Origin of the sequence: Duganella hordei (genome assembly GCF_040369125.1) — a bacterium.
GTDB classification, from domain to species: domain Bacteria; phylum Pseudomonadota; class Gammaproteobacteria; order Burkholderiales; family Burkholderiaceae_D; genus Rugamonas; species Rugamonas hordei.
The window spans coordinates 774,983-788,454 of sequence record NZ_BPWI01000002.1; the positions used below are offsets into that span (position 1 = coordinate 774,983).

General features: G+C 64.4%; 15 protein-coding genes. 9 read left to right on the top strand and 6 right to left on the bottom strand.

Annotation, left to right across the window (positions count from 1 at the left end):
* Positions 1 to 186 precede the first annotated feature (186 nt).
* The 3 genes from ABWW33_RS07690 to ABWW33_RS07700 are packed head-to-tail and all read left to right on the top strand — an operon-like array spanning position 187 to position 2,617.
* Positions 187 to 444: a BufA1 family periplasmic bufferin-type metallophore gene (locus ABWW33_RS07690; RefSeq protein WP_176655007.1), complete on the top strand. Its 258-nt coding sequence runs from the start codon at positions 187 to 189 to the stop codon at positions 442 to 444.
* 22 nt (positions 445 to 466) lie between these two features.
* Positions 467 to 2,128: an MNIO family bufferin maturase gene (bufB, locus tag ABWW33_RS07695; protein ID WP_353400607.1), complete on the top strand. Its 1,662-nt coding sequence runs from the start codon at positions 467 to 469 to the stop codon at positions 2,126 to 2,128.
* A gap of 30 nt (positions 2,129 to 2,158) precedes the next feature.
* A complete protein-coding gene (locus ABWW33_RS07700) occupies positions 2,159 to 2,617 on the top strand; it encodes a DoxX family protein (RefSeq protein WP_176655009.1) in 459 nt (152 codons plus the stop codon).
* Here ABWW33_RS07700 and ABWW33_RS07705 read toward each other — a convergent pair whose 3' ends face one another.
* On the bottom strand, positions 2,618 to 2,908 hold the full coding sequence (locus tag ABWW33_RS07705) for a hypothetical protein (protein ID WP_176655010.1): 291 nt from the start codon (positions 2,906 to 2,908) through the stop codon (positions 2,618 to 2,620).
* A gap of 152 nt (positions 2,909 to 3,060) precedes the next feature.
* Positions 3,061 to 3,279, bottom strand: a complete 219-nt coding sequence (locus ABWW33_RS07710) for an RNA-binding S4 domain-containing protein (RefSeq protein WP_176655011.1) — start codon at positions 3,277 to 3,279, stop codon at positions 3,061 to 3,063.
* Between the two features lie 191 nt (positions 3,280 to 3,470).
* Between ABWW33_RS07710 and ABWW33_RS07715 the strand changes: the two genes are divergently transcribed.
* Positions 3,471 to 4,388 (top strand): hypothetical protein, encoded by a 918-nt coding sequence (locus ABWW33_RS07715; protein ID WP_176655012.1) that lies wholly within the window; start codon positions 3,471 to 3,473, stop codon positions 4,386 to 4,388.
* A gap of 8 nt (positions 4,389 to 4,396) precedes the next feature.
* Here the strand turns inward: ABWW33_RS07715 and fumC are convergent, their stop codons facing one another.
* Positions 4,397 to 5,794 (bottom strand): class II fumarate hydratase, encoded by a 1,398-nt coding sequence (gene fumC, locus ABWW33_RS07720; RefSeq protein WP_176655013.1) that lies wholly within the window; start codon positions 5,792 to 5,794, stop codon positions 4,397 to 4,399.
* A 156-nt stretch (positions 5,795 to 5,950) separates the two neighbouring features.
* Between fumC and ABWW33_RS07725 the strand changes: the two genes are divergently transcribed.
* Together ABWW33_RS07725 and ABWW33_RS07730 are read left to right on the top strand one after the other, a co-directional pair.
* Positions 5,951 to 7,315, top strand: coding sequence for a type IV pilus assembly protein FimV (locus ABWW33_RS07725; protein ID WP_353400612.1), 1,365 nt, complete (start codon positions 5,951 to 5,953; stop codon positions 7,313 to 7,315).
* A gap of 91 nt (positions 7,316 to 7,406) precedes the next feature.
* A complete protein-coding gene (locus tag ABWW33_RS07730) occupies positions 7,407 to 8,633 on the top strand; it encodes an aspartate aminotransferase type Ic (RefSeq protein ID WP_176655015.1) in 1,227 nt (408 codons plus the stop codon).
* A 61-nt stretch (positions 8,634 to 8,694) separates the two neighbouring features.
* Here ABWW33_RS07730 and ABWW33_RS07735 read toward each other — a convergent pair whose 3' ends face one another.
* Both ABWW33_RS07735 and ABWW33_RS07740 read right to left on the bottom strand, forming a co-directional pair.
* Positions 8,695 to 8,967 carry a flagellar protein FliT gene (locus tag ABWW33_RS07735; protein ID WP_176655016.1) on the bottom strand — a complete coding sequence of 91 codons (273 nt, stop codon included), beginning with the start codon at positions 8,965 to 8,967 and terminating at the stop codon, positions 8,695 to 8,697.
* Between the two features lie 170 nt (positions 8,968 to 9,137).
* On the bottom strand, positions 9,138 to 9,965 hold the full coding sequence (locus ABWW33_RS07740; protein WP_176655017.1) for an HDOD domain-containing protein: 828 nt from the start codon (positions 9,963 to 9,965) through the stop codon (positions 9,138 to 9,140).
* 139 nt (positions 9,966 to 10,104) lie between these two features.
* On the opposite strand from ABWW33_RS07740, the gene ABWW33_RS07745 reads away from it, so the two are divergent.
* The gene (locus tag ABWW33_RS07745) at positions 10,105 to 12,111 is read left to right on the top strand and encodes a M13 family metallopeptidase (protein WP_353400617.1); all 2,007 of its coding nucleotides are present in this window, start codon (positions 10,105 to 10,107) and stop codon (positions 12,109 to 12,111) included.
* Between the two features lie 13 nt (positions 12,112 to 12,124).
* Here the strand turns inward: ABWW33_RS07745 and ABWW33_RS07750 are convergent, their stop codons facing one another.
* Entirely contained in the window at positions 12,125 to 12,334 is a 210-nt protein-coding gene (locus ABWW33_RS07750) for a hypothetical protein (protein ID WP_353400619.1), read from the bottom strand.
* 186 nt (positions 12,335 to 12,520) lie between these two features.
* On the opposite strand from ABWW33_RS07750, the gene ABWW33_RS07755 reads away from it, so the two are divergent.
* Positions 12,521 to 13,141: a class I SAM-dependent methyltransferase gene (locus ABWW33_RS07755; RefSeq protein ID WP_353400622.1), complete on the top strand. Its 621-nt coding sequence runs from the start codon at positions 12,521 to 12,523 to the stop codon at positions 13,139 to 13,141.
* Between the two features lie 120 nt (positions 13,142 to 13,261).
* Positions 13,262 to 13,453: a CsbD family protein gene (locus ABWW33_RS07760; RefSeq protein WP_176655021.1), complete on the top strand. Its 192-nt coding sequence runs from the start codon at positions 13,262 to 13,264 to the stop codon at positions 13,451 to 13,453.
* The last annotated feature ends 19 nt before the right edge of the window (positions 13,454 to 13,472 follow it).

The window sequence follows — 13,472 nt, forward strand, 5'->3', positions numbered from 1 at the left end:
AGTCAACAGTTTGATGCGTACAAGCGTTATTGCTGGTACGCTGCGTCTGTTTTCGGGTTGAGATTCCCTTTTTTGAAAAAAAACCTAAAAAATCCTGTAAGGCTGGACCATCGCCTGCCGACTATCGTACAGTTGCAGACGATTACGTTGCACATTCAACCTTTTCTTCCACTTAGGAGACTTACCATGAACAAACGTCAAGCCCTGATCGCCGCCGCCCTGGTTACCGTATGCGCCGCAAGCGCCGGCTCCGCCGCCGCCGCCGATGACAAGGAAAAGTGCTACGGCATCGCCAAGGCTGGCCAGAACGATTGCGCCGCTGCCAACGGTGCGCATTCCTGCGCCGGCCAGTCGAAAACCGACAACGGCGCCGCCGAGTGGAAATATGTGGCCAAGGGCACCTGCGAAAAGGCCGGCGGCAAAACCACCGCGCCAGCCAAGTAATCCGTCAGCCTGTCGCGGAGCCATGACGTCGCCACGTCTACCGGAGCGGATGCCGGGTGTGGGCGTGGGGCTGCGGGCTCCGCATTATCGGCAGTTTATCGAGCAGCGGCCGCGCGCCGCCTGGCTCGAAGTTCATACAGAAAACTATCTCGATCAAGCCGGCTGGGACTGGCATGTGCTGCAGCAATTGCGGCGCGATTATCCGATCAGCCTGCATGGCGTCGGCCTGGGACTGGGCTCGGCGCGCGGCTTCTCCGAACAGCATCTGCAACGGGTGCGCGACCTGGTGCGGCGCGTGGAGCCGGTGCTGGTATCCGAGCACTTATGCTGGGGCGCCGTCGGCGACCGCCAGCTCAATGATTTGTTGCCGCTGACCCTGGACCGCGCCGCGCTGGACTTGCTGAGCGCCCGCGTCGGCCGGGTCCAGGACACGCTGAAGCGCCAGCTGCTGCTGGAAAACGTGTCGACCTATGTGCGCTTCCACCAGGACTCGATGAGCGAGGCCGAGTTCATGGCGGCGCTGGCGGCGCGCACCGGCTGTGGCCTGCTGCTGGACATCAACAACCTGTACGTCAACCAATGCAACCACGGCGAGGATGCGCTGGCCGCGCTTGCCTCGATCCAACCCGGCATGGTGGGCGAGATGCATCTGGCCGGCCATCTGGTGACGCCGCAGGCGGTGATCGACCATCACGGCGACACGGTGGCGGAGCCGGTGTGGCGCCTGTACGAGGCGGCGCTGCAACGGTTTGGCGCGGTGCCGACCTTGATCGAATGGGATACCGATATACCGGCGCTGGAAGTGGTGCTGGGCGAGGCGGAAAAGGCGAGGGTGCTGCATCGGCGCCACGCCGCCGGCAACGGCATCGGCCCGGCGGCGGTGCCGGCGGTACCGGCGGATGCGGCGGTGGAGGAAGACGCCCCGGCGCTGGCGGCCAGCCAGCAGCTGTTTGCCGGCGCGCTGTTCGACGCCCGGCAGACGCCGCAGGTGCTGGCGCAGTTCAAGGGCCAGCAGAACGAGCATCGCTTCGCGCTGTATCGCGGCAACCTGACCGCCACCTGGGACAAGACGCTGGCCGCCGTCTATCCGGTGATCCGGCAACTGGTGGGCGAGGAATTCTTTGGCGGGCTGGCGCAGGCCTATGGCCGCGCACATCCGTCCGACAGCGGCGACCTGAACCGGTTCGGCGCGCACTTCGCCACCTTCCTGCGCCACTTCCCGCACGTGGCCGACTATCCCTACTTGCCCGACATGGCCACGCTGGAATGGGCGCTGCACCGCGCGCACTATGCGCCGTCGGCGGAAGCGGCGACGCCGCAACAGATGGCGGCATTGTCGCCGGAACAAATCGAAACGGCGCGGATGCAGCTGCACCCGGCGTGCACGCTGCTGGCGTCGGACTGGGCCACGATCGCGCTGTGGCAGGCGCACCAGCCGGACAGCGGCGTCGAGTTTCCCGCCGAGCTGGCGCTGCCTTGCCACGGGCTGGTCACGCGGCCGCAGTGGAAGACGCAGGTGCTGCCGCTCGACGCGGCCAGCCACGCGGCGTTGTCGGCGCTGGCGGCCGGCGGCGAGTTCGGCGCGGCGCTGGACGCGGCGTTCGAGCTTGACGAGGCCTACGACGTGGCGGGCAATCTGCGGCTGTGGATGGATTGCGCTTTGATTGTCAGGATAGCCGCATAACGGCGACTAACCAATTTTGAAAGCAGAATCATGAGAGCTATCCTCGGCATTCATCAACAACTGTCCCGCTACGACGCCGCGCTGACGGAGTGGGGCGGTTCACTGATCAGCCTGGCGCTGCGCTGGTATGTGGGCTGGCAATTCATCAAAGCCGGCATGGTCAAGGTCGGCGACTGGAGCGCCACGCTGGCGCTGTTCCATGACGAATACAAGGTGCCGCTGCTGCCGCCGGATGTGGCGGCGTATGCCGGAGCCACCGGCGAGCTGCTGCTGCCGCTGCTGCTGTTTGTCGGACTGGTGTCGCGCCCGGCGGCGCTGGCGCTGTTTTTCGTCAATGCGATGGCGGTGATTTCCTACCCGCAGCTGTTCAGCTTTGAATGCCCGGCCGCCATCAACGACCATTTTTACTGGGGCGCGCTGCTGCTGGTGCTGGTGGCGTTTGGTCCGGGGAAGGTGTCGCTGGATGCGTGGCTGGCGCGGCGTCGCTGATCAGGTCGGTTTGAAGGCGCGCAGGATTTTCGCCTCGCCGGTCAGGTCCCGGTGCAGGCGGTTGGCGGCGGCGGTCAGCTCGATCATGCGGTCGAGCTGGATGTCTTCGAAGCGCGCCAGTTCTTCGGTGGCGGTCTGCAGCGCCTGCGCCAGCTTGGCGCGGGCGGTCTGGTACAGCGAGCCATTGTACTGGTCTGTATTCTTCAGCAACTCTTCGGCGTTTTCGATCACTTGCCGCAGGTCGTCCAGCAGACGCTCCTGGGTGGGCAAGTTGTGTTCAGGATCGTCCATGACGTTCCCCTGCTCATAAATAAACTGGTTGAAAAAGCCGCACGACAAGCTATCCCAATATAGCGACGGGCCGGTCCGCCGGTTTGCGCGCCGTCAAACGCGCCACCCCTTACCTTCAGCTTAGCGCGTTGTTGCTCAAATGCAAGATGAAATTACACGGCGTCGACGCTGATGCGGATGTCGCCGACGGTCACTTGCTGGCCGGCGCGGATCTTGGCGGTCTTGCGCAGCTCCTGCTTGCCGTCGACCTTGACGGTGCCGCTGGCCACCATCATCTTGCCGGCGCCGCCGCTGTCGCACAGGCCGACCAGCTTCAATAACTGATTCAGCTCAACAAATTCACCGCTCAATTCAAAACTTACTTTCTGCATTTTATCCTCTGTTGCTATGATGTGAAATCGGCGCCGCTCCGCCTTTCCGGTAGTGTAGCGGCATTCCGACAGGCCCGCAGTTTACTCCCCGACGGCGTTCCGGTTGAGGTTGCCGTCGAGAAAAAAACAGGCTATGCTGAATTAACTGCTGAATATTTGTGCAGCACGGTTGTCCCTCAGCGAGTTGCATCATGAATAAGTCTTGTCGGTTTGTCGCCTGGATGTTGTTACCGCTCCCAGCAGTGGTGGGCGCAGCCGCATCGGACCCTTTCCCTTCTTCCAGCCTGCCGCCCGCGTTTGAAAAACGGGCCAGTTCGTCCTTGCTGTTCGATACGGCCGACCGGCAGTCGGCGCTCAGCGAGCAGGTGCAGGCGCGCAATGACGGCCAGTCGCGCATCTTCAGCGGAGGCCCCCGGCTGCATTTCGGCGCCTTGCCGGACAACCTGGCGCTGCTCGATCCGCTGGGACCGATGCTCAACGAGCACAGCAGGCGCTTCCTCAGCAGTGCGGAGTTCGAAAAGAAAATCGGCCGCGCGGTCGGCATCGTGACCATCGGCATCCTGCGCGAAAACGGCACCGCGCTGGGCACGCAGCAGACGCCCACGCTGTCCTCGTATGTGCGCCCCACCACCACCTTCACGTCGGCATCGCTGGGCTATGCGCTGAGCGCGCGCAGCTCGCTGATGGCGATGGCGTCCTACGGCCGGACCGAGGGCATCGGCACGCCGGACAGCCTGATCGCGCAGGTGTCGTCGGTGCGGACGGTGGCGTTCAGCGTCGGCGTGGCCACGCGCGAGCTGTTCAACAACCACGACCGCTTCGCGGTGACGTTCTCGATCCCGGCCAAGGTGCGCAGCGGCACGCTGCAATTCAGCGGGCCGGCGCAGCAGGGCGGCGATGCCGGCGCCCCGGTCTACGGCGCGCCGACCTTGAACCTGCGGCCGACGGCCACCGAGCGCGACCTGGAATTCGGCTACACCACCATGTTCGGCAAGGATGGCCGGCTGGGCAAGGTGACCGGCGCCGTCATGTGGCGCGTCAATCCCGGCCACGACGCGAACGCCCGGCCGGACTGGCTGACCGGCGTGCGCTACTCCTACGGCTTCTAGCTTTCCACCTAGCCTTTGGCGCCCGGACGTGTCATGTCCAGCGGCACGATCCACTGCTCGAACTGCTCGGCGCTGACGTAGCCCAGCTCCAGCGCGGCCTGTTTCAAGGTCGTGCCTTCGTGCTGGGCCTTCTTGGCGATTTCCGCCGCCTTGTCGTAGCCGATGTGCGGCGCCAGCGCCGTCACCAGCATCAGCGAGCGTTCCATCAGTTCGGCGATGCGGGCCCGGTTCGGCTCGATGCCGTGCACGCAATGTTCATCGAAACTGCGCATGCCGTCGGCCAGCAGCCGCGCGCTTTGCAGGAAGTTGTGCGCGATCATCGGCTTGTAGACGTTCAGCTCGAAGTTGCCCGAGGCGCCGCCCATGGTGATGGCGACGTCGTTGCCGAACACCTGGCAGCACAGCATGGTGACCGCTTCGCATTGGGTCGGGTTGACCTTGCCCGGCATGATGGAGCTGCCCGGCTCGTTCTCGGGAATGGTGATCTCGCCCAGGCCGGAGCGCGGGCCGGACGCCATCCAGCGCACGTCGTTGGCGATCTTCATCAGCGCGGCGGCCAAGGTCTTGAGCGCGCCGTGGGCGGACAGCAGCGCGTCATGGCCGGCCAGCGCGGCGAACTTGTTGTCGGCGCTGCGGAAGGGCAGCGCCAGGTTGTGCTCGAGTTCGGCGGCGATGCGGTGCGCGTATTCCGGGTGCGCGTTGAGGCCGGTGCCGACCGCCGTGCCGCCGGCCGCCAGCTGCAGCACGCCGGGCAGCGCGGTGCTGATGGCGCGCTCGGCAAAGTCCAGGTGGGCGACGTAGCCGGAGAATTCCTGGCCCAGGGTCAGCGGCGTGGCGTCCTGCAGGTGGGTGCGGCCGATCTTGACGATGTCGGCGAACGCTTCGGCCTTGGCGTGCAGGCTGTCGCGCAGCTGGCGCAGCGACGGCAGCACGTGGTTGGCCAGCGCCTGCGCGGCGGCGACGTGGATGGCGGTGGGAAAGATGTCGTTCGAGGACTGGCCCTTGTTGACGTCGTCGTTCGGGTGCAGCATGCGGCGCTCGCCGCGCACGCCGCCCATCAGCTCGGAGCCGCGGTTGGCCAGCACTTCGTTCATGTTCATGTTGGACTGGGTGCCGGAGCCGGTCTGCCAGACCGCCAGCGGGAACTCGGTCGGGTGGCGGTTGGCCAGCACTTCGTCGGCGGCCTGGGTGATGGCGACCGCTTTCGGCCCTTCCAGCAGGCCCAGTTCGAGGTTGACGTGGGCGGCGGCGCGCTTGACGCTGGCCAGCGCGTGGATCAGTTCCAGCGGCAGGCGCTCGCTGGAGATGCGGAAATGTTCCAGCGAGCGCTGGGTTTGCGCGCCCCACAGCTGCTCGTCGGGCACGGCTATCGGTCCAAAACTGTCACGTTCGCTTCGGGTACTCATGGTTTTTCCTTTGCGCTGGGGTGCAATGATGTGAGTTTGACAAGGACGATATAGTGTAGCGCAGTCTGCAAAAATTAACCGGGGGCTACAAAACGGGGAAAATCAGCCGTTATAGCTGATATACACTTTTAACATTCGCGTCACAGCGACTCCGACATGCAGCAGCGCACACCTTTTCTGACCTCGATCCTTGCCGGCGCGACCGCGCTGCTGCTGGCGGCTGCCCAGGCGCGGGCGGCCGAACTGGGCGATGTCACCGTGCGGTCCTTCATCGGCCAGCCGCTGGCGGCCGATATCGAGCTGGTGCAGCTGGCGCCGGACGAGGTGTCGGCCTTGCAGGTCAAGCTGGCGCAGCCGGATGTGTTTCGCGGCGCGAACATCACGATGAATCCGGCGCTGGGCTCGGTGCACATGTCGATCTACCGGCGCGACGGCAGGCAGTTCCTGCATGTGACCACCACCCGCAATATCGATGCGGAGTACGTCCATTTGTTCCTGGAGTTGAGCGCGGCCGGCCGGCAGGATGTGCGGGCGGCCACGGTATGGCTGCAGGTGGATCCGAATCCGGCGCCGCCGCCTCCGCCGGTGCAGGTGGCCTTGCCGGCGGCCAGGGCGGCGGAGCCGGTTGTTGCCGCGCCAGCCGCGCCGGTGGCCGCTGTGCCGGCTGTACCGGCTGCGCCGCAGCGGGCGCGACCGGCGCCTTTGCCTTCCGCGCACGAGTCGGAGGTGGGCAAGCCGGGGGATTTGAAGGCCGCCGCCGGGCCGGCGCCTGCTTCGCGGCGGGTATCGCCGCCTGCGCCGGTTGCCAAACCGGCCGTCAGCGCGGAACCGGCGCGTGCGGAGGGCATGGTGCCGTTGACGGTGGCGCAGGCTTTGTTGCCGTTGCCGCCTTTGCCGTTGCCGAAGGGCGTCAAGCGGCCGGCGGATCCGGCGGCGTGCGCGCCGTCGGGCATGACGGCGAAGGAGTGCGTGGCGCTGGACGGGCACAGCGCGGCGTTGTCCAGCAAGCTGGTGGAGCTGGAGGGCAAGGTGAAGATGCTGCAGGGCGCGCTGGGGGCGGCCACGTCGCCGGCGCGGAAGGCCGTGGCGTCGCCGGCATCGCCAGCTGCGGCCTCGGCTTCGGCCTCGCAGACGCCGGCGCCGGTGGCGCGAGCCGCCTCGGCGAAGGCGGCATCGGCCGCGACAGCTGCTTCGGCTGCTTCGGTGGCGTCAGGCGGCGCGTCGGCCGAGGCGGCTGCTTCGGTCAAGAAGGTGCGCGTGTTGCCCAAGCTGAAATACAAGAAGGAAAAGGACAAGCCGGCGGAAAGCGGCTTCGGCACCACGACGATGATCGCCGCCGGCGCCGGCCTGCTGTTGTTGCTGGGGGCGGGCGGCTATGTGTTGCTGCGCAAAAAACGGGGCAGCGGGCCGTTGAAAATCTGGCAAGGATTCCGCAAGAAGAAGCCTGTCGGCGAGGGCGGCGCGCCGCAGGAAGCCCAGCCGCTGCACGAAGTGACGCCGGAATCCATGTTGCAACCGTAATAAGCATATAGCTGCAAGCTCTTATTCAGGCTCGACGATCTGGGTTATAGTATTCGACGTCCCCCCGTCTACCCACTATTGAAAGAGTCTTATGACCGCAGCAGATCTGCCATCTCAGCATCAAGAGCAATACCAAGCTTTCAAACAACTCGGCCTGAAACTGGACATGTCCCGCGGCAAGCCAGCGCCCGAGCAACTGGATTTGTCCCATGCCCTGATGGATGCGCTGGACGGCTACAAGGCCGCCGACGGTACCGATGGCCGCAACTACGGCGGCACCATCGGCCTGGCGGAAGCGCGCGAACTGTTCGGCAAGCTGCTGGACGTGCCGGCCGCGCAGGTGGTGGTCGACAGCAGCGCCAGCCTGTCGCTGATGCATGACGTCATCATCTACAGCCTGCTCAACGGCACGCCCGGCCATGCGCCGTGGGTGCGCGAGCCGGTGACCTTCCTGTGCCCGGTGCCGGGCTACGACCGCCACTTCGCCATCTGCGAGGCGCGCGGCATCAAGATGATCAATATCCCGATGAGCGAAGCCGGTCCGGACATGGACCTGGTCGAGAAACTGGTGGCCGAGGATGCCAGCATCAAGGGCATGTGGATCGTGCCGAAGTACAGCAATCCGGGCGGCGTGGTGTATTCGGACGAGGTGGTCGCGCGCCTGGCGGCGATGAAGACCGCGGCGCCGGACTTCCGCCTGATGTGGGACGACGCCTACCGCTTCCATCACCTGGGGGAGCAGAAGCTGGCCGTGGCCAATATCCTGGACGCTTGCGCCAAGGCCGGCAATCCGGACCGCGCGATCGTGTTCGCGTCGTCGTCGAAGGTGACCTGGGCCGGTTCGGGCATTGCCGCGCTGGCGGCGTCGCCGGCCAATATCGCCTGGTGGACCAAGCACGCGGGCATCCGCAGCATCGGCCCGGACAAGATCAACCAGCTGCGCCACGTGCGCCTGCTGAAGGATGTGGCGACGGTCGAGGCGCTGATGGAACAGCACCGTTTGCTGCTGAAGCCGAAGTTCGACGCGGTGCTGGCGCAGTTCGAGCACTACCTGGGCGACGTGCCGGGCGTGTCGTGGACCCGTCCGCAGGGCGGCTACTTCATCGACCTGGTGACGCCGGAAGGTTCGGCCAAGCGCACCGTGGCGCTGGCCAAGGAGGCGGGCATCACGCTGACGCCGGCCGGCGCGGCTTTCCCTTATGGCAACGATCCGAAGGACAGCCATATCCGCATCGCGCCGAGCTTCCCGTCGCTGGACGAGATCACCAAGGCGGCGCAGGGCATCGCGCTGTCGCTGCGGGTGGCGCTGGCCGGCTGATTGCTGTCGTACGGACGTAAAAAAAGCGCCTTGAAGGCGCTTTTTTTACGTTCGGAGCATTTTATTGCATGCCCGGCACTTTGTTCATCCATGGATCGGTCACGTCGCGGATTTCGCGGTCGTTGGCCAGGATTTGTTTCAGCAGGTCGATCTTGCGCAGGCGCGGGGCGCCGCTCAGGGCCGGCACGCCGGTGGCGACTGCGCGGCTTTCGCTGGCGCACTGGCCTTCCAGGTCGCTCAGGCCGTCCCAGTCGCCGATGCGCGCGGCGGCGACCATCTGGTTGCTCAAACCGGCAATGTTTTCGTACATCGAGAGGACTTCGCTGGCGGTCATGTTCGCACCTTGGGCTCGTTTAAGCGGTAAGATGGATTACCGCATGTCCAGATTAACGTCGCCTTAAACCGGAACTTTAGGGTCTTTTTTAAATATTTTTGAAAAAGGTGAAAAAAAAGCCGCCGGGTCTGAAAACCGGCGGCTTTTGCTTGTGTATTGCTTAATCTGGCTTATTTGACCAGCTCTTCCAGGCCGGCGCTCAGTTCGTCCGGCGACGGCATCTCGTCGGTCAGCGCGTCGTCGTCCAGGCCCAGTTCCTCGGCCAGGTCGGCCGGGTAGCAGGCGGCGATTTCATCGTCGCTCAGTCCGGCCTGCTCGACGCGGGCGCGCCAGGCGGCCAGCGAAACCACGGCGGCCAGGCGGTTCAGCTCGCCGTTGTGGTGCGGCTCGGGGAAGGCCAGGATGGTTTCCGAGAAGGTTTGCGGGAACTTCCAGCGCTTGGCCAGTTCCGCGCCGACGTCGGCGAAGGTGTAGCCGAACGAGGCTTGCTCGGCGTCCAGGCGGCGCGAGTCCATCGGGCCGGCCACCTTGTCGAGCGCCATCGCCTGCTCGGCCATGGCCGAGTGGATCACCAGCTGGCCGATGGCGTGCATCATGCCGATGGTGAAGGCGAGGTCGGTGTTTTCCTTGGTTTTCTTGGCGATCCATTTGGCGCACACCGCGGTGTGCAGGCTGTAGCGCCAGAATTGCTTGAGGTCGAGGCCGGGCACGGTCTTGAAGCCGCTGACCAGGCCGGAGCTGATGACCAGGGTGCGCACGGTGACGAAGCCCAGCATCAGCACCGCGTCTTCGACCGTGCCGATGCTGCGCGACACGTGGTAGTAGGCGGAGTTGGCCAGGCGCAGCAGCTTGGCGCTGAGCACCGGATCGGTCGATAATTTTTTCGCGATCTCTTCGGTCGAGACGCTGGCTTTGTCGAAACTGCTGATCAGTTCTTCGACGACCTTGGGCGCCGTGGGCAACGCAGTGGGATTCTGGAACAGGGCTTCAAGCTTCATAATTATCTCCGTGGTGATTAGCGCGTTGCTATAGGCTAACTATATAGCGATTCCCCGGACGAATGAAAGAATTTTGCTATGGCGGCGTCTCTTTTATGTCGTGATATATTCGCTGGAATTGACAATCCCGGGACAAATCATGCACCTCTCCGCTTCAGCGCGCCGCCTTGCCATCAGTATAGTTTTAGTAGCCGCCTTGCCGGCCGCATGGGCCGCGCCGGCCGCGGTTCTGCCGGGCGACGATTTTTTTGATTACGTCAACGGCGAGTGGCTCAATAGCGTGGAGATCCCGGCCGACCGCAGCAGCTGGGGCGTGGGCGCGGCACTGGTCGAAGACACCAATCTGCGCATCGTCAAGTTGATCGAGGGACTGGCGGCCGACCCGTCGTCGGCCGAGGCGAAGAAAATCGCCGACTACTACGCCAGCTTCATGGACGAGGCGGGCATCGAGGCCAAGGGGCTGGCGCCGCTGCAGCCGGCGCTGGCGCAGATCGCCGCCATCGGCGACAAGCGGGCGCTGACCAAGGCGCTGGGCGCCAGCCTGCAGGCCGACGTCGATCCGCTCAACGCCACCAATTTCTTCACCGAAAACCTGTTCGGCCTGTGGATCGCGCAAGGCCTGAAGGACAGCGCGCATTACACGCCGTATCTGCTGCAGGGCGGACTGGGCATGCCGGACCGGGCCTACTACCTGGACGACACGCCGTCGATGAAGGAGCTGCGCGGCAAGTACCTGGCGCACATCGCCGCCACCTTCAGGCTGGCCGGCATCGACGGTGCCGAGGCGCGCGCGGCGCGCGTGTTCGAGCTTGAAACCAAGATCGCCGCCACCCACGCCAACCGCGAGGATTCGGCCGACGTGCTGAAGGCGAACAACAACTGGAGCGCGGCCGATTTCGCGCGCAAGGCGCCGGGCGTGGACTGGGCCGCGTTCTTCGCAAGCGCCGGGTTGGGCGGGCAGAAGAAGTTCATCGTATGGCATCCGACCGCGATCGCCGGCGCGGCCAGGCTGGTCAACTCGGTGCCGCTGGAAACGTGGAAGGATTTCCTGACCTTCCACAGCATCAACCAGGTCAGCGCCGCGTTGCCGAAGGCGCTGGCCGACCAGCATTTCGATTTCTACGGCCGCGCGCTGAACGGCACGCCGCAGCAATCGCTGCGCTGGAAGCGCAGCCTGGCCGCAGTCAACGCGGCGATGCCCGATGCGCTGGGCAAGATTTATGTGGCCAAGTATTTCCCGCCCGAGTCCAAGCAGCGCCTGCAGCAGATGGTCAGCAATATCGTCGACGCCTTCCATCTGCGCATCGACAAGCTGGACTGGATGGCGCCGGCCACCAAGAAGGAGGCGCACGCCAAGCTGAAGACCTTGTATGTGGGCATAGGCTATCCAGAGAAGTGGGCCAGCTATGAGCAGTTGCAGGTGGTGCCGGACGACGCGCTGGGCAACCTGTTGCGCGCCGAACGCCTGCACACGCAGCAGCAACTGGCCAAGCTGCACCAGCCGGTGGACCGCGCCGAGTGGTGCATGCCGGCGCAGCTGGTCAACGCGGTCAACATGCCGATGCAGAACGCGATCAATTTCCCGGCCGCGATCCTGCAGCCGCCGTACTTCGACCCGAATGCCGGCGACGCCGTCAACTATGGCGGCATCGGCGCGACCATCGGCCACGAGATCAGCCACAGCTTCGACGACCAGGGCGCGCAGTTCGATTCCAAGGGGCGCCTGCGCGACTGGTGGACGGCTGCCGACGGCAAGCATTTCAAGCAGGCGTCGGCGGTGCTGGCGGCGCAGTATTCGGCGTACAAGCCGTTCCCGGACCTGGCCATCAACGGCCAGCAGACGTTGAGCGAGAACCTGGCGGATCTGGCCGGGCTGTCGGCGTCGTACGACGCTTACCATGCGACGCTGGCCAACAAGCGCGTGACGCCGGAGGCGGACCAGCAATTCTTCATCGGCTATGCGGCGAGCTGGCGAGAGAAGGAGCGCGACGAGGCGCTGCGCCGCGCCATCCTGACCGACGGCCACGCGCCGGACAAATGGCGCACCGCCACCGTGCGCAATCTTGATGCGTGGTACAACGCCTTCAACGTGCAGCCGGGGCAGACGCTGTATCTGGCGCCGAAGGACCGGGTGCGGGTCTGGTAAAGCGCGGCGACGATCAGTGATCGTCGCTGAGTTCGTCGTATTCGCGGCGGTGCTTAGGCAGGCGGCGTTCCATTAATGTTTTCGATTGATGGTCGATGTGTTCGATCAATAGCAGGGCGGCGTGCAACGCGTCGCCCATGGTTTTAGTTGCGGTGGTCAGCGCTTGCCGCTGCGACGCAGAAAATCTTTCAGTCGGGCACAGGCAGCGGGTGGTGGCAAACAAGCCTCTCGTGCATTCATGCTCTTTCTCCTTGCTCTTTTTGACGGTTTTTGCTTCTTCCTGTCTCTGTTGGACGAGGTCCGCCGCCTGAAGTTCATTTGAAGCGAAAAGAGCAAAAAAGAGCTATACAAAAGAGCATGTTTGTACGAGAGAGTGGAGTGCGGGTACCCCGGTATGTATACTAGCGGCATGAATTCCGACGACATCGAACAAATCACGCAGACCACGCTGCAGCACTACGAGCGCAACGCGGAGCAGTTTTTCGCCGGCACCATCGACCATGACGTCAGCCAGAACATCGCCGCCTTGCTCGATGCGATCGACGCGCCGGCGCCTTACCGCTTGCTGGACCTGGGCTGCGGGCCGGGGCGCGACCTGAAAACGTTCAAGGACATGGGGCACGAGGCGATCGGCGTCGACGGCTCGGCGCGATTCGTCGAGATGGCGCGCGCCTACAGCGGTTGCCAGGCCTGGCAGCAGGACTTCGTCAAGCTCGACCTGCCGGCCGGGTTTTTTGACGGCATCTACGCCAACGCCTCCCTGTTCCACGTGCCCAGCGCGGCGTTGCCGAAAGTGCTGTGCGACTTGCACGCGGCCTTGAAGACGGGCGGCGTCCTGTTCAGCTCCAATCCGCGCGGCGACAACCGCGAAGGCTGGAACGGCCCGCGCTACGGCAGCTACTACGACTACGACACATGGGAACATTACCTGACCGCAGCAGGTTTTATCGCTGTCCAACATTACTATCGCCCGGCAGGGTTGCCGCGCGATCAGCAGCCGTGGCTCGCTAGTGTCTGGCGGAAATCTTGATCGATGGACTGCGTTCGCGAGCGCACAGAAGCGGTGCGCGCAGCGGCCTATAGTGGAACGCATGCACACAGCACAACGCTGCGTGTCCCTGTAGCTTCATCACCCATTAAGGAGTTCACCATGAACAAGGATCAAGTCAAAGGTACGGCCAAGGACATCGGCGGCAAAATCCAGCAGGAAGCCGGCAAGCTGGTCGGCAGCTCGGAACAGCAAGCCAAGGGCCTGAACAAGCAAGCTGAAGGCAAGCTGCAAAAAGGCCTGGGCGACGCGAAAGAAGCCGTCAAGGACATCACCAAAGGCAACCGCAACTAATTGCCGCAGCCCATAAAAA